Origin of the sequence: Coprococcus hominis (ex Arizal et al. 2022), assembly GCF_040094675.1 — a bacterium.
In the GTDB taxonomy this organism is placed as follows: domain Bacteria; phylum Bacillota; class Clostridia; order Lachnospirales; family Lachnospiraceae; genus Coprococcus_C; species Coprococcus_C hominis.
Genome location: NZ_JBBNHG010000030.1, coordinates 13,798 through 34,041, shown reverse-complemented (window position 1 = coordinate 34,041; position 20,244 = coordinate 13,798). Strand labels below are relative to the sequence as shown.

General features: G+C 45.6%; 16 protein-coding genes. 1 reads left to right on the top strand and 15 read right to left on the bottom strand.

Going from position 1 to position 20,244, the window contains the following annotated elements; genetic code table 11:
- Positions 1 to 23: 23 nt before the first annotated feature.
- The gene (locus AAAT93_RS05555) at positions 24 to 1,310 is read right to left on the bottom strand and encodes a galactokinase (RefSeq protein WP_117780602.1); all 1,287 of its coding nucleotides are present in this window, start codon (positions 1,308 to 1,310) and stop codon (positions 24 to 26) included.
- A gap of 231 nt (positions 1,311 to 1,541) precedes the next feature.
- Between AAAT93_RS05555 and AAAT93_RS05550 the strand changes: the two genes are divergently transcribed.
- Entirely contained in the window at positions 1,542 to 2,555 is a 1,014-nt protein-coding gene (locus AAAT93_RS05550; RefSeq protein ID WP_227573487.1) for a LacI family DNA-binding transcriptional regulator, read from the top strand.
- A 5-nt stretch (positions 2,556 to 2,560) separates the two neighbouring features.
- Here the strand turns inward: AAAT93_RS05550 and AAAT93_RS05545 are convergent, their stop codons facing one another.
- The 14 genes from AAAT93_RS05545 to AAAT93_RS05480 all read right to left on the bottom strand — a co-directional run bounded on the left by AAAT93_RS05545 (position 2,561) and on the right by AAAT93_RS05480 (position 20,238).
- Positions 2,561 to 2,998, bottom strand: coding sequence for an HD domain-containing protein (locus AAAT93_RS05545; protein WP_021985153.1), 438 nt, complete (start codon positions 2,996 to 2,998; stop codon positions 2,561 to 2,563).
- 78 nt (positions 2,999 to 3,076) lie between these two features.
- A complete protein-coding gene (gene nifU / locus AAAT93_RS05540; RefSeq protein ID WP_021985154.1) occupies positions 3,077 to 3,544 on the bottom strand; it encodes a Fe-S cluster assembly scaffold protein NifU in 468 nt (155 codons plus the stop codon).
- 42 nt (positions 3,545 to 3,586) lie between these two features.
- Positions 3,587 to 4,771, bottom strand: coding sequence for a cysteine desulfurase NifS (gene nifS / locus AAAT93_RS05535; protein ID WP_021985155.1), 1,185 nt, complete (start codon positions 4,769 to 4,771; stop codon positions 3,587 to 3,589).
- 105 nt (positions 4,772 to 4,876) lie between these two features.
- Positions 4,877 to 5,785 carry a LysR family transcriptional regulator gene (locus tag AAAT93_RS05530; RefSeq protein WP_117780606.1) on the bottom strand — a complete coding sequence of 303 codons (909 nt, stop codon included), beginning with the start codon at positions 5,783 to 5,785 and terminating at the stop codon, positions 4,877 to 4,879.
- A 9-nt stretch (positions 5,786 to 5,794) separates the two neighbouring features.
- A complete protein-coding gene (locus AAAT93_RS05525; RefSeq protein WP_117780607.1) occupies positions 5,795 to 7,093 on the bottom strand; it encodes an MATE family efflux transporter in 1,299 nt (432 codons plus the stop codon).
- A 10-nt stretch (positions 7,094 to 7,103) separates the two neighbouring features.
- Complete coding sequence (locus AAAT93_RS05520) at positions 7,104 to 7,355, bottom strand: heavy-metal-associated domain-containing protein (protein WP_021985158.1); 252 nt, start codon at positions 7,353 to 7,355, stop codon at positions 7,104 to 7,106.
- A gap of 50 nt (positions 7,356 to 7,405) precedes the next feature.
- Complete coding sequence (locus tag AAAT93_RS05515; protein ID WP_331682262.1) at positions 7,406 to 9,688, bottom strand: heavy metal translocating P-type ATPase; 2,283 nt, start codon at positions 9,686 to 9,688, stop codon at positions 7,406 to 7,408.
- A gap of 60 nt (positions 9,689 to 9,748) precedes the next feature.
- Positions 9,749 to 10,069 (bottom strand): metal-sensing transcriptional repressor, encoded by a 321-nt coding sequence (locus AAAT93_RS05510; protein WP_021985160.1) that lies wholly within the window; start codon positions 10,067 to 10,069, stop codon positions 9,749 to 9,751.
- 129 nt (positions 10,070 to 10,198) lie between these two features.
- Positions 10,199 to 11,185 (bottom strand): biotin synthase BioB, encoded by a 987-nt coding sequence (gene bioB / locus AAAT93_RS05505; RefSeq protein ID WP_021985161.1) that lies wholly within the window; start codon positions 11,183 to 11,185, stop codon positions 10,199 to 10,201.
- A 29-nt stretch (positions 11,186 to 11,214) separates the two neighbouring features.
- Positions 11,215 to 12,357, bottom strand: a complete 1,143-nt coding sequence (locus AAAT93_RS05500) for an ATP-binding protein (protein ID WP_117780609.1) — start codon at positions 12,355 to 12,357, stop codon at positions 11,215 to 11,217.
- A gap of 80 nt (positions 12,358 to 12,437) precedes the next feature.
- Positions 12,438 to 12,647, bottom strand: a complete 210-nt coding sequence (thiS, locus tag AAAT93_RS05495; protein WP_021985163.1) for a sulfur carrier protein ThiS — start codon at positions 12,645 to 12,647, stop codon at positions 12,438 to 12,440.
- Positions 12,644 to 14,446 carry a sensor domain-containing diguanylate cyclase gene (locus AAAT93_RS05490; protein WP_117780610.1) on the bottom strand — a complete coding sequence of 601 codons (1,803 nt, stop codon included), beginning with the start codon at positions 14,444 to 14,446 and terminating at the stop codon, positions 12,644 to 12,646. Before AAAT93_RS05490 ends, thiS begins: the two co-directional genes overlap by 4 nt.
- A gap of 19 nt (positions 14,447 to 14,465) precedes the next feature.
- Complete coding sequence (locus AAAT93_RS05485; RefSeq protein ID WP_227573486.1) at positions 14,466 to 18,830, bottom strand: two-component regulator propeller domain-containing protein; 4,365 nt, start codon at positions 18,828 to 18,830, stop codon at positions 14,466 to 14,468.
- Between the two features lie 28 nt (positions 18,831 to 18,858).
- Positions 18,859 to 20,238, bottom strand: coding sequence for an aminopeptidase (locus tag AAAT93_RS05480; RefSeq protein ID WP_021985166.1), 1,380 nt, complete (start codon positions 20,236 to 20,238; stop codon positions 18,859 to 18,861).
- Positions 20,239 to 20,244: the final 6 nt, after the last annotated feature.

The following is a 20,244-nucleotide window of genomic DNA, read 5'->3' as shown; positions in this document are numbered from 1 at the left end:
TCACATCACTACCATCGCAAAAATTACGCCAGCACCTTCATACCACCATACTTACGGATCTTAAGCACCTTGCACGCATCTGCACCGAACAACCGATCCATCGCTGCACGATATCCGGATACAGCCTCGTTTTTCACAAATGCCTGAATCGTACCTGCGAATCCACCGCCATGCACACGGGCAACGCCAGCTCCACCTGCAAGCGCGATCTCGCTGACCGCCAGCGCCAGTGACACGTTCTGATGCATCACATCATGGCTTGTGTAGACATTCTGCAGATATTTGAACGAAGAATCGCCGGATTCCTTTACCTTCTGCAGGAATGCATCGATATTACCTGCCTTTAACGCATCTATTTCCTCTTCTACACGCACATCCTCACATAAGAAATGCAGGGCTCGCAATACGGCGCGATCACCAAGCTTCTCGCGCAGCTCCTGTGCGTGGCTTAAGATATCCTCAATCGTAAGTCCAAGAAGGACTTCCTTGCCAAAATATGATGCAACGGCTTTCATCTCTGTCGGAATGGCTGCATAATCGGCGGTCAGATCTGCATGGGAGCCCTTCGTATCTGTGATACAAAGGCTGTATCCGTATGCATTCATGTCAAACGCTACTTTCTCCACCTTTGGATTCTTCACATCTGCAAAATCAATGTGTACAAGATTTCCTACCGAACATGCTATCTGATCCATCAATCCGCAAGGCTTTCCGAAATACACATTCTCTGCATACTGTCCGATAATTGCGATTGTGACTGCATCAATCGTGCCATCATTATATAGATAAGAAACAATTGTTCCAATCACTGTCTCGAAGGCCGCTGAAGAGGAAAGTCCTGCACCGATTAAGACATCACTTGTGATATATGCCTGGAATCCGCCAACTGCGTAGCCTCGTTCCTTCGCTCCCGCAAGCACACCCTTAATCAGAGCGGTTGTCGTTTCCTTCTCCTCTTCCTTAAGAGAAAGATCATTTCCGTCAATTACGATCTCATCATAGCCATCCGATACAAGACGAATCTGCATGTCCGGAAGCTTCTTCACGATTGCGATTGCATCTAAGTTGATGGATGTTGCTAGTACCTCACCATGCTGATGATCAGTATGGTTTCCGCCAATCTCACTTCTGCCCGGTGCACTATAGATTTCCACTGCATCTGCTCCATATAACTTCTCATACGTTTCAATCGCTGCCACATAACGATCCTTCTGATATGGAAGCACATCTGCATCCACATAGATATCAAGCAATACATCATCATATGCACCTGCCTGTAGATTCTTCTTTAATTCTGTTGTCTGTATCATATCGTTCCTCCTTTAATCACATGTATAACTATCTCGTTGCAGTAAGTCGCCAGAACCGGTTCCGAATACAATCATACCGGTTCCTCCTTGTTACACCCAATATATCATGTGTTTAGTAAACGTGTCAACCTTTTTACTAAAGTTTACTATAATATTTTTCAAATTAATATAGACTTTTTCATATTATATGTGGTATATTTTGTTTAGTAAACATATTGAAAGGAGTTTTCTATGGCTACCATTCGTGATATTGCAAAAGAAGCTGGCGTATCGGCAGGTGCCGTATCCAGAATTTTAAATAATGATGCTACCTTAAGTGTCGCTCCGGAAACGCGGGAACATGTGCTTGCGATTGCCAGAAAATTAAACTATACCAAATCCTCCCGCACAAAAGCGATGGCAAAAAATACATTTACAATGGGAATCGTACTCTGGTATACGGCGGAGCAGGAATTAAAGGACAGCTACTATCTCCGAGTCAGACAGGGTGTGGAAGATTTTTGTATGAAAAATGCCATCCGCGTCGTACGTATTTTTCCAAATGAACCGGATGGTCTTAAGCAGCTTGCCTCCGTGAATGGATTAATCTGTCTTGGCAAGTTCTCCAAAAAAGAAATTGATACATTTCTTGGTATCTGCAGCAATATTGTATTTCTGGATATGGTTGTCGATGAATATAACATTACATCCTTAACGCTTGATTTTGAACGTGCCGTCTATGACGTCATGGACTATCTGACCGGACTTGGTCATACGAAGATTGCCCTGCTTGTCGGATGTGAATATGTCGGAGATGGGGAACGTCTTATTGACGCAAGAACTGTTGCTTATAAGAAATACATGGAACACCGGGAAATGGATGCCGAGACATATGTGCGGGAAGGCAGTTTCACTGCCAAATCCGGCTATGATATGATGATGGATCTGCTCGACAGCGGCAACCTGCCAACAGCTGTATTTGCAGCAAACGATGCGATTGCATTAGGTGCTATGAAAGCAATCAAAGAAAGAGGTTATAAAATCCCACGGGATATCTCCATCGTTGGATTCAACGACGAAGAGTCCAGTACGTTCATAACCCCTCCGCTTACGACCATTCATGCCCCATCCTATGATATGGGACAGCATGGTGCGAATCTTGTCTATGTTGCATCGAACTTAAGCATCAAGACACCTTTAAAAGCTAAAATTCCATGTCCGCTTGTCATCCGGGAATCCTGCGCCCGCGTCAAAGAGAACTGCTGATAGTTTTACTCAGATAACAAAATTTCTTTTGCCCGGCTGTACTTCTCTCTCCAATGCAGAATCTGCTTTTCGGAGCAGCCGGCCGCCTTCGAGCGGATCTCATCGGAATTATGCGCGAGATCTGCGAGTTTTACTTTCTTTGCTATCACATTCGGTTTCAGATTCCGGACATAATCATAATAATCAACGGATTTGTCATGTGTCAGGAGACATACAGCTTCCGTTACTGCCGGAGGAAACGCCTGTTCTAACTCCGCAAGTGTGACTTCCGTATCTTCCACAACATCATGAAGAAGTGCCACCGTACAGCTTATCTCCTCATCCATCTGTTCTGCCAGATGAATCGGATGAAAGATATACGGCACACCACTTCTGTCCACCTGACCTTCGTGTGCTTTGTAAGCAAGCTTCATTGCTTTGATTGTCATACTCGTATAAATCACAGATTTCCTCCCATATATCTATCCCCGGTAAATCAATACATAATCGTCTGTGGCAAGCCTTCTCATAGAATTAAATTTCTAATCATTTGCACCCGGCATCTCGTAGAAAGCTTCGGTCTCATCGATATCATTCACCGGGGGCTTTAAGCCTTCGATCGTGATGTTGTGCTTCTGTGCATAATCCCAGAGTGCTGCATGAACTGCCTCCTCTGCAAGCAGGGAACAGTGTACCTTGACCGGTGGCAATCCGCCAAGTGCTTCCATAACTGCCTTATTCGTAAGCTTCAATGCTTCCTGGATGGACTTGCCCTTGATCATCTCCGTTGCCATACTGCTTGTTGCAACAGCGGCACCGCAGCCAAATGTCTTGAACTTGCAGTCACGGATGATCTGGTTGTCATCGACATCAAGATAAATACGCATAATATCGCCACATTTCGCATTTCCGACTGTACCGACACCACTGGCGTTCTCGATTTCTCCTACGTTTCTTGGGTTGGTGAAGTGTTCCATAACTTCTTCACTGTAATCTATAATCTGACTCATCGTCATTACCTCCTAAATATAATCAGTATCCCGTGTATGAACTTACTGCTTGTTCTTCTTTACGAAGTCCTCGTAAAGCGGTGACATACTGCGCAGACGCTCTACAACCGTCTTGATTGCCTCTACTGTATAGTCGATTTCTTCCTTTGTTGTCTCATCGGATAATGTCAGGCGAAGTGATCCGTGTGCGATCTCATGTGGCAGACCAATGGCAAGCAATACATGCGATGGATCGAGTGATCCGGATGTACATGCGGAACCACTGGATGCACAGATACCCTTCTGGTCGAGCATGATCAGAAGTGACTCACCCTCGATGAACCGGAAGCTGAAGTTTACGTTGTTTGGCAGACGCTTTACCTTGTCGCCATTTAACTTCGTATATGGAACCTCATCTAAGACACGCTTGATCAGGTAATCACGCAACTCGACTTCCTTCTTTGTACGCTCTTCCATCTTCTCTTTTGCAAGTGTTGTCGCACGGCCAAAGCCTACGATACCCGGTGTATTGTGTGTACCGGCACGCTTTCCACGCTCCTGTGCACCACCATGGACAAAGGACTCAATCTGCACACCATTTCTAAGGTACATGATACCGATTCCTTTTGGTCCGTTGATCTTATGACCGCTGGCAGAAAGCATATCAATATGGCATTCATCCACATTGATTGGCACATGTCCATATGCCTGTACCGCATCTGTATGGAAGAGAACCTTATGCTTCTTCGCGATCTCGCCAATCTCCTTGATTGGCTGGATGCTTCCGATCTCGTTATTTGCAAACATCACCGAAATCAGAATTGTATCCTCGCGGATTGATTTTTCAAGCTCATCTAATTTGATGATACCATTTTCATCCACGCCGACATACGTAATCTCATAACCAAGCTTCTCTAGATACTCGCATGTATGCAGGATTGCATGATGTTCGATGGCAGACGTGATGATATGTTTTCCTTTCTTTCTCTGGGAAAATGCGATTCCTTTCAAAGCCCAGTTATCTGACTCGCTTCCGCCACCCGTGAAATAAATCTCATTTGGCTTTGCGCCAAGAAAATCCGCAACTTCCTTTCTGGCATCTTCCACCGCTTTCTTGCTCTCGCCGGCAAAGCGGTATACACTTGCCGCATTTCCATAGTACTCTTCGAAATACGGATTCATTGCTTCATATACTTCCGGTGCAACTTTCGTTGTCGCCGCATTATCTAAATAAATTAACTCACTCATTGCTATGAATGCCTCCTTAATTCTTTACTTTTGTCCATGAAAAATTATAATCAGACATGTTTCAAAAGTCAACGAAACCACCCTCATTTATAATGAGAATAAATTTCATTTGCAGTGCTTTTCATACTGCTTCAAGATCTCAATATAGCGGCTTCCAAGATGGCTGAGCGGGATTCCCTTCCGTTTCAAATACCCAATCGTCATCGTCTCCTCGGCTGCAAACGGTACTGCCGTATACCCATCGCCGTTTAACTCCTCACAGATAATACCGGAACATAAGGTGTAGCCGTTTAACCCTGTCATCAGATTTAACATCGTCGCACGGTCGTCCGCCTTGATCGTCTGCTTATATTCGAGGTTACTTAATACCTCCTCCGCAAAATAAAAGGAATTCTTATTGCCCTGCTCAAATGACAGGCACGGATACGGTTCTAAATCCGAGAAGGAAATGGACTCCTTCCCCGCAAGTGGATGTCCACTTGCGAGATACACATAAACCGCACAGTCAAACAACGGTTTAAACTCCAGTTCATTTGCATCAAATACCTTCTGCATGGCTTTCTGGTTGAAGCTGTTCAGATACAGGATGCCAAGCTCACTCCGGAAATTCTTGACATTCTCGATAACCTCACCGGTCTTCGTCTCATGGACAGCAAGCTCATACTCGTCCAGTGAGAAATTCCGCGCCAGCTTGATGAACGCCTCCACTGCGAAGGAATAATGCTGCATGGATACGCTGAACTTCCGCTTGTGTTCTGCAGCACCCATATATTTTTCTTCCATCATCTGCTGCAGCTCCACCATCTGTCTGGCATAGCTTAAGAACTCTTCGCCCTCGGTTGTCACAACGATACCGCGGTTCGTCCGCAGAAAGATCTCTATCTGTAATTCTTCCTCTAAATCATGAATTGTATTCGATAATGCCGGTTGCGATACAAAAAGCTCGCTCGCCGCCTTGTTCATCGACTTCATATCTGCAATTGTCACTGCATACCGTAGCTGTTGTAATGTCATATGCCACTCCTATTCTTTTCTTTTACTCACACCCTGAATTCCCATCGCAATACCAAATGTCACGACCTCTGTAACCGGAAATGCCATCCAGACACCAGTTACACCAAAAAGCTTCGACAGCATGAATGCCATCAGGCTGATCACAATGATTCCACGCGATACCGCGATCAGGGAAGATGCAAGTGCCTGTCCGGTCGCACTGAAAAATCCCGCCAGTACAATATTGACCGCCGCCACTAAGAACCCTAAGAAATAAATCCGGAGTCCCGGCACGGCAAACTTCGCTAGCTCCGCCGACTGGGCACTGTTGAAGATACCAACCAGTCCCTGTGCGAACACCCATACCGCAGACACAAGCACGATTGACAGGATAACTGCGATCACCAGCGACTGACGTAAGATCTTCTTGACATCCTCTTTGTCGCCATGTCCGTACGAGGTACTCGCAAGTGGCTGTAAGCCCTGCGATACACCATTAAAGATTGCCGTTCCGACGAGTGCAATGTTCGCGATCACACCGTATGCGGCAACTGCATTATTTCCGGATAACGCAAGCAGAATAAAATTAAACACAAGCGTTGTGATACTGTTTGCGATTTCACCGACAAATGCCACTACGCCAAGACCTGCTGCGGAAGCAAGCAGTTTGAAGCTCGGCAGATGCCATTTGAATACGATCGTATTTTTCTTCGATAGATAATGGATCATGCAGATACCGATGCTGATAATCGGTGACACGCCGGTTGCAAGTGCCGCGCCACGCATTCCCATGTGCATCGGGAACATAAATACATAATCAAATACAATATTGAACAAACTGCTGAGTAACGTTGCCGCCATCGCGATATTCGGTGCATTATCATTTCTTACAAACGCAGTAAAGGTATAGTTTGCAATAAAAAATGGAGAAAAAAGCATCGCAATCTGCAGATATTCCGTTCCGATCGACAGGATATCCGCATCCGCTCCCATCAGCTTCAAAATCTCTGCCGGGAAAAAGTTTCCAAGCAGTGTAAATCCGATTCCGATCAGAACCGCGAACATCACAGCATTTGAGAAATACAGCCTCGATGTCTCATTATCGGTCATCTTGCAGAGCGAATACCTCGTTGCGGAACCAATCCCGATTAACGAACCAATGGCAAATAACAACCCATAAACCGGCAGTGTCAGATTCAATGCTGCAATACCAAGGGTTCCATTTGCCACGGAGATAAAAAATGTATCTGCGAGGATGTAGCACGACATGCCCATCATCGCAAATACATTTAAAAATATGAACTTTCTTAGTTTCTTTCCCACGTTCATCTGCTAGTTGCTATTTTCTGTGAAATAACCCTTTCTTCTCATAAGGCTGATGTTCGATGCCAAGCACCTTGTAGCCAAGCTTCTCAACTTCTTCTGTAAATTTTGCATCATCAAAGCCTTCTTCCGCTACGATCACAGTCTCCTTCTTCGCATGGGAAGAAGTGACTTTCTTCACCTTGAAATTATTTCTTACCATGTCGTTCATATGCGACTCGCACATACCACACATCATACCATCGATTTTTGCAATAATCTGTTCCATTTTGTTTTCCTCCTTAAACTACATGAATTTATATAGAATGTCAACCTCTCCTATGCTGTCTCCCGCTGCTTCTTTCCGAATTTGAACAGATTCAGACGAAGTGCATTGGTCACAACACAAAAGCTTGACAGACTCATCGCTGCTGCACCGAACATCGGATTCAATGTCCAGCCAAATAAATGAACCCACGCACCTGCCGCAAGCGGGATTCCTATAATATTGTAAATAAATGCCCAGAAGAGGTTCTCGTGGATATTCCGCAAGGTTGCCCGGCTAAGCCGGATTGCTGCAGGCACGTCCGATAACCGGCTCTTCATCAACACGACATCCGCCGCGTCAATAGCAATATCGGTTCCTGCTCCGATTGCGATACCCATATCTGCACGTGTGAGTGCCGGAGCATCGTTCACGCCATCACCGACCATCGCAACCTTTCCTTTCTTCTGCAGATTGGCGATCACAGCCTCCTTACCATCCGGAAGCACACCTGCGATCACTTCATCGACACCTGCCTGCTTGCCGATTGCCTGAGCCGTCTGCTCGTTATCACCGGTCAGCATGACAACATGGATTCCCATATTTTTAAGCTCCGCGATTGCTTCCGGGCTGTCCTCCTTCATCACATCGGCAACTGCCACCATTCCAAGGATCTTGCCATCCTCCGCGAAGAATAATGGTGTCTTTCCTTCGGATGCATAGACCTCTGCCTGCTTCCGAAGTTCAGTTTCTTCCTCTTTTGCTATCCTGATCTGCCCGGAAATATAGTTCCAGTTTCCACCCTGCAAATGCTTTCCATCGCGGACGCCCATCAGACCATTTCCGGAAACTGCCTGAAACTCCCCGACACCTGCCTCCGTCTGGTTGTTCGCATCGCCCCATGCGATAATCGCCTTCGCAAGCGGATGCTCACTTTTTTGTTCCAGCGCATATGCGGCATGCATCAGATACGCTTCCTCACAGCCTACCGGAAAGATATCCGTTACACGCGGTTCACCCTTCGTGATCGTACCGGTCTTATCGAGTGCAACAATCTGTACCTTGCCTGTCTCCTCCAGCGAAACGGCCGTCTTAAACAGGATTCCATGCTTTGCACCCACACCATTTCCAACCATGATGGCAACCGGAGTTGCAAGTCCAAGTGCACACGGACAGCTGATAACCAGAACGGAAATCGCTCTTGCAAGCGAATATCCTACCGGTCTTCCTACGAGCATCCAGATCACAAATGTCACGATTGCAATGCTGATAACGATTGGTACAAATACGCCGGATACTTTATCTGCGACCTTCGCAATCGGTGCTTTCGTTGCCGCTGCATCACTTACCATATGAATGATCTGTGACAACGTCGTATCCTCGCCGACACGGGTTGCCTCACAGAGCAGATATCCGGACTGATTGAGTGTCGCAGCAGATACTGGATTGCCCGGATTCTTGTCAACCGGGATACTCTCTCCGGTCAGTGCGGATTCATTGACTGCACTGTTTCCTTCCTTAACAAATCCATCCACCGGAATATTCTCACCCGGACGGACTGCAAACAAATCGCCGATATGGAGCTGCTCGATTGGCACTGTCTGCTCCACGCCATCCTTGACTAAGACTGCGGTCTTCGGTGCCAGCTTCATCAAGCCCTTTAATGCATCGGTCGTCTTGCCCTTTGACTTTGCTTCGAGCATCTTTCCGACTGTGATCAGTGTGAGAATCATCGCTGCGGATTCAAAGTAAAATTCATGCATATAATGCATGACTTGTGTCTCCTGTCCCTTGACAACTGCATCGGTCATTGCAAACAGCGCATACACACTGTAGATAAACGACGCCGCAGAGCCAAGTGCCACGAGCGTATCCATATTTGGCGCCCGGTGTATGAGTCCTTTGAAACCATTTACGAAGAACTTCTGGTTTACGACCATGATCGCAACCGTGAACAGAAGCTGTACAAGTCCCATCGCTACGTGATTGCCCTCGAAAAACGGTGGCAACGGCCAGTTCCACATCATATGTCCCATTGACACATACATGAGCGGGATCAGCAGAACTACCGATGCGATCAAACGTTTCCGCATCAACGGTGTCTCGGTGTCTTTGAGTGCGTCATCCTCATCCGTCGCACCGCCAGACTGCTTTCCAGCCTTCATCTTCGAGGCTTTATAGCCGGCTTTCTCGACCGCCCGGATAATCGTCGCTGCATCTGCCGTTCCTTCCACACTCATCGAATTGGTAAGCAGGCTCACAGTACAATCTGTCACGCCATCCACCGCGGAGACCGCTTTCTCGACACGGGCACTGCAGGCGGCGCAGCTCATACCCTTCACTTTATATTGTTCCATGTAATAATTTTTCTCCTTTCCAATGAGTTGTATGGAATTACCTAACATATATTTCCATCTTCACTTCATTAACTTTTGTAAAAGTGTTACTAACTCGTCAATCACTTCGTCGTTTCCTTGGCGGATGTTGTCAGCCACACAGGTTTTTACGTGGTTGGCAAGCAGTACCTTATTGAAGCTGTTGAGTGCGGATGTGACCGCAGAAACCTGTATCAATACATCCGTACAGTATGCATCCTTCTCCAGCATATTCTCGATGCCTCGCACCTGTCCTTCGATCCGCTTCAGCCGGTTCATCAGATCCTTTTTTTCTTTTTCCTGTCGTTCTTTATGTTTCCCAGAACAACAAGGACAATTCTTTTCTTCTTTATTTTCTTCCATACGTCAAATACCCCCTACGGGTATATAATATATACCGGTAGGGGGTATTTGTCAAGTTCACTATTTGATAAGATTTTTCAAGTGTCAACCGTTTGCGAATATACTATGCATATAGAATAATCACGCATACTATTTTTCTTTCACATAACCAGGGGTTGCATTTCTTCCAAGCTTTGCCAGCATTTCCTTGTCGCTTGCAATTGTTGCGCAGGCAACGGTCGTCAGCATATCACCTGTGATCGTTGCAGATGCACCGGACTGGAACGCGATCTCACCATCGTTTGTCAGAAGGGCGCGTCCGGCTGCCAGACGGATATTTGCCTCCGGGTTTATATATCGGAAGAATGCAATTGTACGAAGGATATCATCCTCGGTCAGAGACTCCCGGTCTTCAAGCGGTGTTCCCTTGATTGGCATCAATGCATTGATAGGAATAGATTCTACGCCTGCTTCTGCCAGATCCACTGCCATGCTCAGACGATCCTCCCATGTCTCACCCATACCGATGATACCACCAGAGCAAGGACACATGCCCTCTGCCTTAACCGCCTTCAAAGTCTCGATCTTCTGATCGTAAGTATGTGTGGTACAGATATTCGGGAAGTTTCTTCTCGAAGTCTCGATATTATGATGGTAACTTGTCACACCTGCCTCATGCAGACGGTGCAACTGCTCTGGTGTCAGAAATCCCATAGACGCGCAGAGATCGATTTTACATTCATTATGCATCCGCTCAAATGCATGGATGGCTTTCTCGAACTCTTCTCCGGTCAGCGCACGGCCACTTGTTACGATTGAGAACCGGTGTACCCCATGCTCTTCATTGAAACGGCATGCCTCCATGATCTTCTCCTCGTCCAAGAAATCATACACCTCGCAGTTTGTATGATTGTGCGCAGACTGTGCACAGAACTTACAGTCCTCCGGGCATCTGCCGCTTCGACCATTGATGATCGAGCACAGATCTACATCATCACCAATGAAATATTCACGGATCTTATCTGCACCTGCCCGCAGCTCATCCAGATCACATGTCAGAAATATAGACAGATCATCGTCCTTTGTGATTCTTCTTCCCTTTATGATTTCCTCTGCCAGTTCCATCATTGTTGCCATTTTTCTCGTCTCCTTTTTCTCTTGTATTTTCACTCTTTATCATAGTCATCTAAGAAATGATGCTTCACACCATTCTGCTTGTATGCGATCACCGTACTCAGATTCACATTCTCCACACTCTTGAAGATGTTTCCTTCCACAAATGGATTCGTCTTCGCAAGCTCATGGATCAGTTTCTTCACTTCCAGACGTTTGGAATTACTCTGTCCATCCTTATCACATGAAGAACAGGTATCTGTAAATTTGCACGCACACTGGATAAAATGCAGATGGTTCGCATCGCGCCAAGCTTTGATATCGTCCTCACGCACGAGATACAGCGGACGAATCAGTTCCATGCCCTCGAAATTCGTGCTATGGAGTTTCGGCATCATCGTCTGCACCTGCGCCCCATATAACATTCCCATAAGGATTGTCTCAATCACGTCATCATAATGATGTCCTAAGGCAATCTTGTTACAGCCAAGTGCCTTCGCCTGACTGTACAGATGTCCGCGCCGCATACGCGCGCACAGATAACACGGCGATTTCTCGACATGAAAGACTGATTCAAATATATCCGACTCAAATATCGTGATCGGAATATTTAAGTTCTTCGCGTTCGTCTCGATCACCTGACGGTTCTCCGGACTGTAGCCCGGATCCATCACCAGAAACTGCACACCAAAAGGAAACTTATTATGCCTTTTCAGCTCCTGGAACAGCTTCGCCATCAACATTGAATCCTTGCCACCAGAGATACAGACTGCGATATTATCTCCCGGTTTCACAAGTTCATATTCATTGATTGCTTTCGTGAACCTGCACCAGATTTTCTTCCGGAACCGCTTCCGTATGCTCTCTTCCACATCCTTCGCAAAATCCGTATCTGGTTGATCTGCTGGTTCCTGCATGGCAAGCATCAGCCACGCCATATAGCCGCCGTCTAAGTTATAGGCTTCCACACCCTGTTCCCGTAACATCAGCACCGCATCCAGACTTGCCTCTCCACGTTTGCAGTAGATCAGTATCTTGCCTGCATCTTTCCACTCATCAATATACGTGGAAAGCTCTGCCTGTGGTACGGAAATCGCATCCGGCAGATGTCCATATGCATACGACATACTGTCCCGGATATCCACAATCGTATATGCCTTATAATCCTTTAATTCTTCTGGTGAAATATCGTACATGTCCTTATCCTCCGAGCTAAAATCCAGGTAACACGCTTCGAATCAAAACTGTTACCCCTTTTATGTCCGTACTTTTTCAGTTATCTGCATCCGCCACCCATAAACGTCAGAAATTCTACCACATCGCCGTCGTGCAATCTGGTATCTGCGAATTGTTCGCGTTCCACAAAATCATCATTCACTGCCACCTTCACATGCTCTGGCGTCTCTAACTGCTCCTGCGCAATCAGTTCTGCAACGGTGATTCCATCAGCAACTGTTTTATTTTTCCCAGATAATTCTATATTCATGCGGGGTTCCTCCCTGTATAAAAATCATAACTGTTTCCTATTACTTTCTTGCAGGTATACATCGTAGCATCTGCCCGCTGGTATACCTTTTCAAATACATGCTCCCTATCTGGCGCACAAAGTACTGCACCCAGACTGACAGAGATAGCATCCCCTTCCATCTGAGGGATTGCAATATTCCGAATCCGTTCAAAAAATGCCTGTATCATCGTTTCCGCCTGCATTTGTTCCGTTATCTCCGGTGCATATACCGCAAACTCGTCTCCACCAAGCCGCATACAGACACCCGCCTGTTCGAAGGTCTGCTTTAATGCATCTGCAACCTGTATCAAAACCTCATCACCAATACTATGTCCATATGTATCATTGATATGCTTAAACTTATCGACATCAAACAACAGGAACATACCATTTTTCTTCGCCTTTAACAACTTTTCAATCTGTGCTTCTCCATATCCGCGATTACAGATCTTTGTCAAAGCATCCATCCGGGACTGTACAAGCAGACGTTGTTCAAACTTTTTATTCTCTGTAATATTCATGACGCTTGTCAGACTGACACGATCTCCATTTGCCAGCGTAATCAGCTTTGTATGACAGAGCACAAACACATGCTCATCGCCGCGCATGACTTCATATTCCCGCACATACGGCTCCACAAGTGTATCGCGTACTGCCAGATACTTTTCCATCGCCTTTTTATCCACAAAATGGGACAGAAAATCCTCATGTGTAAGCTGGTTTTTCTTTGTCTCATCAATTCCAAGCATATCCAACAACGCACGGTTAATCACAAGAATCCGGTTCGTCTTGATTTCGACGGCAATCACACCGCCACTTTGCATCTGAAGCAGTTCTCCATAAATCTCATTCTGATTTGCCAATGCATGTTCGAGGGCTGCCTGATATTCGAGCTCCTTCTTTTTCTCATCATCAATCAACTGCACACCATAAATTACATTATTCAGATCACCATTTTCCAGTCGGTCAACGACGATAAAATTCGCACGGCACCACTTGTCTGTGGAGCTGTAAAACTCATGGCTGATATAGTCACAGTGCTTCATCCGCTCATTTAACGTTGTAAGCTCGGAAAATGCAAGTGTGCCACCCCAATACTGCGCATCTGTCATATGCTCCATCGCGGTACGCATCTGTTCTGAAGCATGCTCCGTCTGCTTGACATATTTTCGCACATCACTGTTACTGTTAAATTCTTTCTGTGTATCCGCCGGAATATTCACCAGATACATGGAAATATATATACGTGCCAGCGCATTGATCACACGCTGTTCCAGTGTGATTCGCTTCTGAATATCGTTTACGATCAGCGAAGCAACAGACCGGAGCAATGACAGTGTATAAGTGTTTTCGTTCGGATTATCCACACCGATAAATCCGATCAGCTTCGTCTCTGAATAAAGCGGTGCCACCATCAGACTCTCTACGCCCTGCATTTTAAGCAGCCGGTACTCCTCAGAGTTTTCATCCAGTTCTCCATCTCTGGAATTTAAGTACACCTCTCCCTGCTCCTCAAATAAAACCAACCACCGGTCGATCGTGGATATCTCAAGGTTCTGCAGCATATCTTTCTCTGGTGTGATTCCAGCCTTACAATATTCATAGGTGTTATCCATATGAATTTCATCTTCTGCAAACTCGAAAATGTACGCACGATCTGCATCGTGAAATTCCGCAATGATTTCCAGCAGATTTTGAATTGCGTGATCCATATCACTTCCCGCACGAAGTGTATGGATACACTGCATCAAAGCCTCATCAAATTGTTCATGCTCCATTTTTTCATCCCCTTTTTATTTACAGTTTCAAATCCCGGTATGTGTTCACAAGCTCTGTGATCATATCGGCATTTTCTGATTCTGCCGCCTCAGAAAGTGCCTGTAAAAACTCCAGATTATCTCCATCATAGCCATAGCTTTTCAGGCGATCCAGATGTGTTCTTACCTGTTCAAAATCCCCTGTCTTGGCAAATTCCGTCATCTTATCAAGCACCGCGATTGAAATTACCGTCAGATCCTGTGGTATCTGCATAGCTTCGTCGGATTCTGCCTGGTCAGCATCTTCATTTTCCACGACGGCTTCCTTTTCACTTTGCTGTGCCATCTTTGCCGCATACTCTTCATCCGTCATACCGGATACCTCATCAACAAACCGCTCATAATCCTCCAAGATCAAAAGCAGATATACAAGCTCGTCAATGAATCCTCGCAGATTCTGCCGCAGCTGGTCACGCTTTCCAACATTGATTGACGTCTCCATTCTTGCTGCATATCTTGCAAGCTCATATGCGCCAATGCTATTCGATAACGTACGAATCGAATGAATCTTCGTCTTAAATGCCCGGATATCCCGCGTTGACTTCTCTGCCAGGGTGTTCGCTACATCTTTGTTCTGTGAATAAAATGCCTGTATCAGCTTATTATACACTTCGATACTTCCACCGATACGTTGAATTGCTTCTTCCACATCCAGCGATTCCTGTAGGCGAAGCAGTCCTTCCCGGAACCGTGAGCCCTCGATCAAAAGGCGGATATCATCCGAACGCTCCTGTAACTTATCCTCTGGCAGACAATCCTTTAATATGGCTGCCACCCGTCGTGGTTCGATCGGTTTTACCATACTGTCTGTAAATCCAGCCGATATATGACTGCCACGATTTCCCTCAATAGCATCTGGATCAAGCGCAATAATCGGTAACATCGCATACCTGATATCATCCAGTTCCCGAATTTCCTTCATTGCATCAATACCATTCATGATCGGCATTGACAAATCCATAAAGACAACATCATACTCATGATTCAATACCATATCAATTGCGCTAAGTCCCGATGTCGCAACATCCAGCTTCATATCAAAGGATGTAAGCACTTTGCGGCTAACCTCAATGCTGACCTCATCATCATCGACCAGCAGTGCGGATACCTCCGGCAGCCACAGCTTCTCCGCATCCTCCTTGGATACGGTATCCTCGATCTTCGATACAACCTGTCCACTGCTCAGCTTTACAGCCGGCTTCTGGTTCAATGACAAAACAAAGGTCGAACCAGCGCCATATACACTTTCCACAGATAACTCCGCATCCAGAATATCCGCGTAACCCTTCGCAATTGCAAGTCCAACGCCATGTCCCGGATGGGTACTGTTTTTCATGCTGTCTCCACTCTCATACAGATCAAATATATTATCCAGCCGCTCTTCCTGAATTCCAATACCAGTATCTGCAATCGTAAATACAATATTTAACATATCCTGATGTGCATGATCCGTATACCCATAGCTGTCCACAGACAGGGTAATACTTCCCTGCTTCGTATAGCGAATCGCATTGTCCAGCAGACGCACCAGAATATTTCGGATCTTATCAACATCGCCGATCAGATTGTCTGTTACATTTTCACCAAGCTCTACAAAGAACTTTACAGACTTATCCTTATCGGCAAGCTCCTGCAATGCAAGTTCCGACATATCCGCTACCAGATCCGAGATTGCGTAATTACTCTCCTCCAACTCAAAACGTCCAGATTCCAGTTTGGCAAGCAATATAATATCATCGACACTCGCCAGGATATCATTTCCGATATCATAGATACCGCGGATATCCTTTCGATATGGAGAATCCTTATCTACCATATGCAGAAGTTCATCTGCCTTCACCATCATCGCATGAATTGGTGTCTTGATCTCATTACTCATGTTTGCTAAGTAATCGTTCTTCGCGGTACTTGTCTTGACCGCTTCTTCATGCTCTCTCGACAACTGCTCCAACGCAGAGGTCTTGGATTTCAGCATCCGTCTGACACGGATCACCGTGAGGAACAGAAGTAAAAATACAATTACCAGACTGAATATCAGGATAATACGTGCCATCGGACTTTCAAAGACGCTCTTCTCCTTTTCAATCACGAACGAAAGTGGCTCTGCACACGCAGTTCCGTCGCCATTATACGCGTTCACAGTAAATGTGTAAACACCACCGTCCAGATTCGTATAAACGGCCTGCAGCACATCGTCACCGTGCAGTTCGGTCGGATTGGACTCAAATCCTTCCAACCGGTACTCCACCTTGATATTCGACCGGTTTGTATAGGAAAATACCGCAAAATCAATTGTCACCTTCGATGCATCACTTTTGATCACAAGACCATCATTCAGATCATCAAATTCATAGGAAGTTCCATCAATATCAATCCGTGTAACCTTAATGATCGGCTGCACTTCGTTGTACCAGATATGTTCCGTATCTAAAACTGAAATGCCCTCATTACAGCAAATATACAGTTTTCCTTTTGTATCAATACATGCATTTCCGGTCGTATTGATCGTCTTCGTCAGACCGTCTCCTGTCGCAAAATACCGCCCGGATATTCCGTTACTTCCAAGCAGCTCATCTTCCGAAGAGCGAAGCACGCCCATCGAACCAATCAGCCAGACAGACCCACGCGCGATCTCGATATCATACACACTGTTTGAATATTCTACATTACTGATCATACGAAACGCTTCGCTATAGAAGCACAAACCACTGTCTGTCCCAATCCAGACACCCTGATCGCCCTGTGCAAAACAGGATACAACATCCGAATTCAAACCATCCTCGGTGCTGTAATGCAGTAATGTATCCTTTCCAGCTTCCAATTCATAGATTCCTTCACCGTCCGTTCCTGCCAGTATATCGCCCTCCCGTGTCTCAAACAGCGACAATATATTAACCTCAGCAAGTTCCTCCCCGCTATGATAAACCTGTTCCACTTTTCCAGTCTCATCCAGAATTGCAAGTCCTTCTGTCGTAGCAACCGCAAGCCTGCCATCAGACAATGGCAGCGTACAATTCACCGCCATACCCGGCAATCCATCCGATCTTCCGTACACCGTGATCGTTCCGTCTGCCTGATATTTCACAACGCCATATTTTCGATTGGTCGATATCCACAATGTACCAGAATCGTCTGCAGTGATATGCCGTACACTAACATTCTTCAGAAGTTCTGTCAGATCATTGACTTCCTGCTCTTCCTTTGCATTGTAGATATAAAGTCCATCATCCGTTGCAATGTATTTCTTCCCACGATATTCATATACAGCATTTACCATGCTCTCAGCCATGCCACTTGCCATATTGTAATCAGAGAATTTGCTTTTCGTCAAAAGCAGCAGTCCAAGACGAGAAGATGCAATCCAATAATTTCCCTCGTAATCCTGAATCATATCGGAGATATACGTATCAATCTGGCTGTCATTGATGCGTACAAAATTTGACTGCTTATCAAAATATCCATACCCGTTATCTGCACACACCCACAGTCTGCCTTCTGCATCCTGCATGAAATTGTTAATGCCCTCAACACCGGCTGCCAGCGTCCGTTTGCTTGTTGCTGTCCGGTACGCACGGACTTCCCTGCCGCTGCTTCCTACATAGACATAATCCTGACAGGTCTGAATCGTGTTCCATTCTTCTCCCGACTCTTCCTGCTCTGTAATCTCGTGCAGCACACCTTCCTGATTAAATACATAGATTTTTCCACCTGCAGCAAGTCCCCAGATCTCATCGTCTTTTGCAGTCAGCCCACGGAATTCCATACTTGCAAGCACTGCATCCGAATACGCAGCGAGACAATACGCCGACGTATCTGAACGTTTATCCTGATCTGCCTGCGCAACCACAAACAAGCCACTTGTACATGCCACATAGATTGTCCCATCCTGTCCTTCCGTGATTGCAAGAATCGTTTTATTTCCATTGTAATATTCTTCCTGCAGATGATGGGTCTGTCCATCCTCGATATAAAACAATCCATAGTTGTCCGTGCCAATCCACATCCGTCCATCCTGATCCTGCATGATACAATTGATCGAATACAGATCCGTACGATCCGTATCCCACAGGTCAATGCTCTGAAATCCGGAACCATTGGAACGATAAAGTCCGCCATCGGTTCCTGCCCATATATATCCAGACGACGACTGAAACAAGCAATTTACCTCATTGCTGCCGATGCCTGATTTCTGATTATATACAGACTGCATATAACCAGCCAGAAAAGAATCCTTCGCATAGGACATAACCGGATTCCAAAAAGAAAACAGCAGAAAAAGGCATACCATAAGGAATGCCATACTTTCTGCTGCCAATTTATGATTGTTCCACTTATTCTTTATCATATTGGTATCAATCTTTATCTTTCATTTTTTATGCTTCTTTTAAGAAGACTTTATAGCACTTGTACGCCTCGTAAATATCTGCCTTGGATGTGATTTCCCAAGGTGCATGCATATTTAAAACCGCAACTCCACAGTCGATCACTTCCATGCCATACAATGACAGGATGTAGGCAATCGTTCCGCCACCACCGACATCGACCTTTCCAAGTTCTGCCGTCTGGAAGCAGACCTCATTTTTATCCATCATCTTACGAATACGCGCAATGTATTCTGCATTTGCATCGTTACTTCCAGATTTTCCTCTGGAACCGGTAAACTTGCTGAATACAACACCACGTCCAAAATAAGACGCGTTATTTTTCTCAAATGCATTTGCAAATAAAGGATCATACGCTGCATTTACATCGGATGAAAGCATGCTGGAGTTTGCCAGACATCTGCGCAACGATAACTCGCTGAATTCTCCCATTGCATCCATCAGCTCTGCCACGGAATTCTCGAAGAAACGGGACTGCATACCTGTCGCACCGACACTTCCGATCTCCTCTTTGTCTGTAAGCAGACAACAGGTTGTTTTTTCTACTTCCTCCACTTCCAGCATCGCTGCCAGAGATGTATATGCGCAGACACGGTCATCCTGTCCATAAGACATAACCATACTGTGATCCAGACCTGCCTCCCGTGCATGTCCGGCTGGAACAACCTCGATCTCTGCAGACATGAAGTCCTCTTCTGTCATATCATATTTCTCTTTCAGAATCTCAAGGATACCTTCTTTCACTGCATCCTTTTCCTTTCCTTCCAAAGGCTTACTGCCTACGAGGACATCCAGGTTTTCTCCCTCGATTACCTTGTTTGCCTTTTTCTCCATCTGCTCACCAGCCAGATGGATCAACAGATCCGTCACACAGAAGACCGGATCATTCTTATCCTCACCGACATTGACTGTGATCACAGTTCCATCCTTCTTTACAACCACACCATGCAATGCAAGTGGCAATGTTACCCACTGATATTTCTTGATACCACCATAGTAATGTGTATCCAGATATGCAAACTCTTCGCTCTCATACAACGGATTCTGCTTTACGTCCATACGAGGCGAATCAATATGTGCACCTAAGATGTTCATACCCTTTTCAAGCTTCTTCTTTCCAATCTGGAACAGGGCAACTGTCTTGTCCATGCAGACGCTATATACTTTATCACCTGCCTTGAGTGCTTTCTTATCCTTTGTGATATCTGCCAGATTCACATAGCCTTTTTCTTCTGCCTGCTTTACAATCTGCTTTACACACTCACGTTCCGTCTTTCCTTTATCCAGAAACTTCAGATAGTTCTTACAAAGCTTCTCCAGCTCATCTAACTGCTTTTTATTGTACGTTGTCCATGCATTTTTACGTCTCATTGTCAT

Coding starts and splice junctions, on each gene's coding strand:
- AAAT93_RS05555 (WP_117780602.1), bottom strand. CDS start 1,310: ATGATACAGACAACAGAATTAAAGAAGAATCTACAGGCAGGTGCATAT.
- AAAT93_RS05550 (WP_227573487.1), top strand. CDS start 1,542: ATGGCTACCATTCGTGATATTGCAAAAGAAGCTGGCGTATCGGCAGGT.
- nifU (WP_021985154.1), bottom strand. CDS start 3,544: ATGAGTCAGATTATAGATTACAGTGAAGAAGTTATGGAACACTTCACC.
- nifS (WP_021985155.1), bottom strand. CDS start 4,771: ATGAGTGAGTTAATTTATTTAGATAATGCGGCGACAACGAAAGTTGCA.
- AAAT93_RS05530 (WP_117780606.1), bottom strand. CDS start 5,785: ATGACATTACAACAGCTACGGTATGCAGTGACAATTGCAGATATGAAG.
- AAAT93_RS05525 (WP_117780607.1), bottom strand. CDS start 7,093: ATGAACGTGGGAAAGAAACTAAGAAAGTTCATATTTTTAAATGTATTT.
- AAAT93_RS05520 (WP_021985158.1), bottom strand. CDS start 7,355: ATGGAACAGATTATTGCAAAAATCGATGGTATGATGTGTGGTATGTGC.
- AAAT93_RS05515 (WP_331682262.1), bottom strand. CDS start 9,688: ATGGAACAATATAAAGTGAAGGGTATGAGCTGCGCCGCCTGCAGTGCC.
- AAAT93_RS05510 (WP_021985160.1), bottom strand. CDS start 10,069: ATGGAAGAAAATAAAGAAGAAAAGAATTGTCCTTGTTGTTCTGGGAAA.
- bioB (WP_021985161.1), bottom strand. CDS start 11,185: ATGGCAACAATGATGGAACTGGCAGAGGAAATCATAAAGGGAAGAAGA.
- AAAT93_RS05500 (WP_117780609.1), bottom strand. CDS start 12,357: ATGTACGATATTTCACCAGAAGAATTAAAGGATTATAAGGCATATACG.
- thiS (WP_021985163.1), bottom strand. CDS start 12,647: ATGAATATAGAATTATCTGGGAAAAATAAAACAGTTGCTGATGGAATC.
- AAAT93_RS05490 (WP_117780610.1), bottom strand. CDS start 14,446: ATGGAGCATGAACAATTTGATGAGGCTTTGATGCAGTGTATCCATACA.
- AAAT93_RS05485 (WP_227573486.1), bottom strand. CDS start 18,830: ATGATAAAGAATAAGTGGAACAATCATAAATTGGCAGCAGAAAGTATG.
- AAAT93_RS05480 (WP_021985166.1), bottom strand. CDS start 20,238: ATGAGACGTAAAAATGCATGGACAACGTACAATAAAAAGCAGTTAGAT.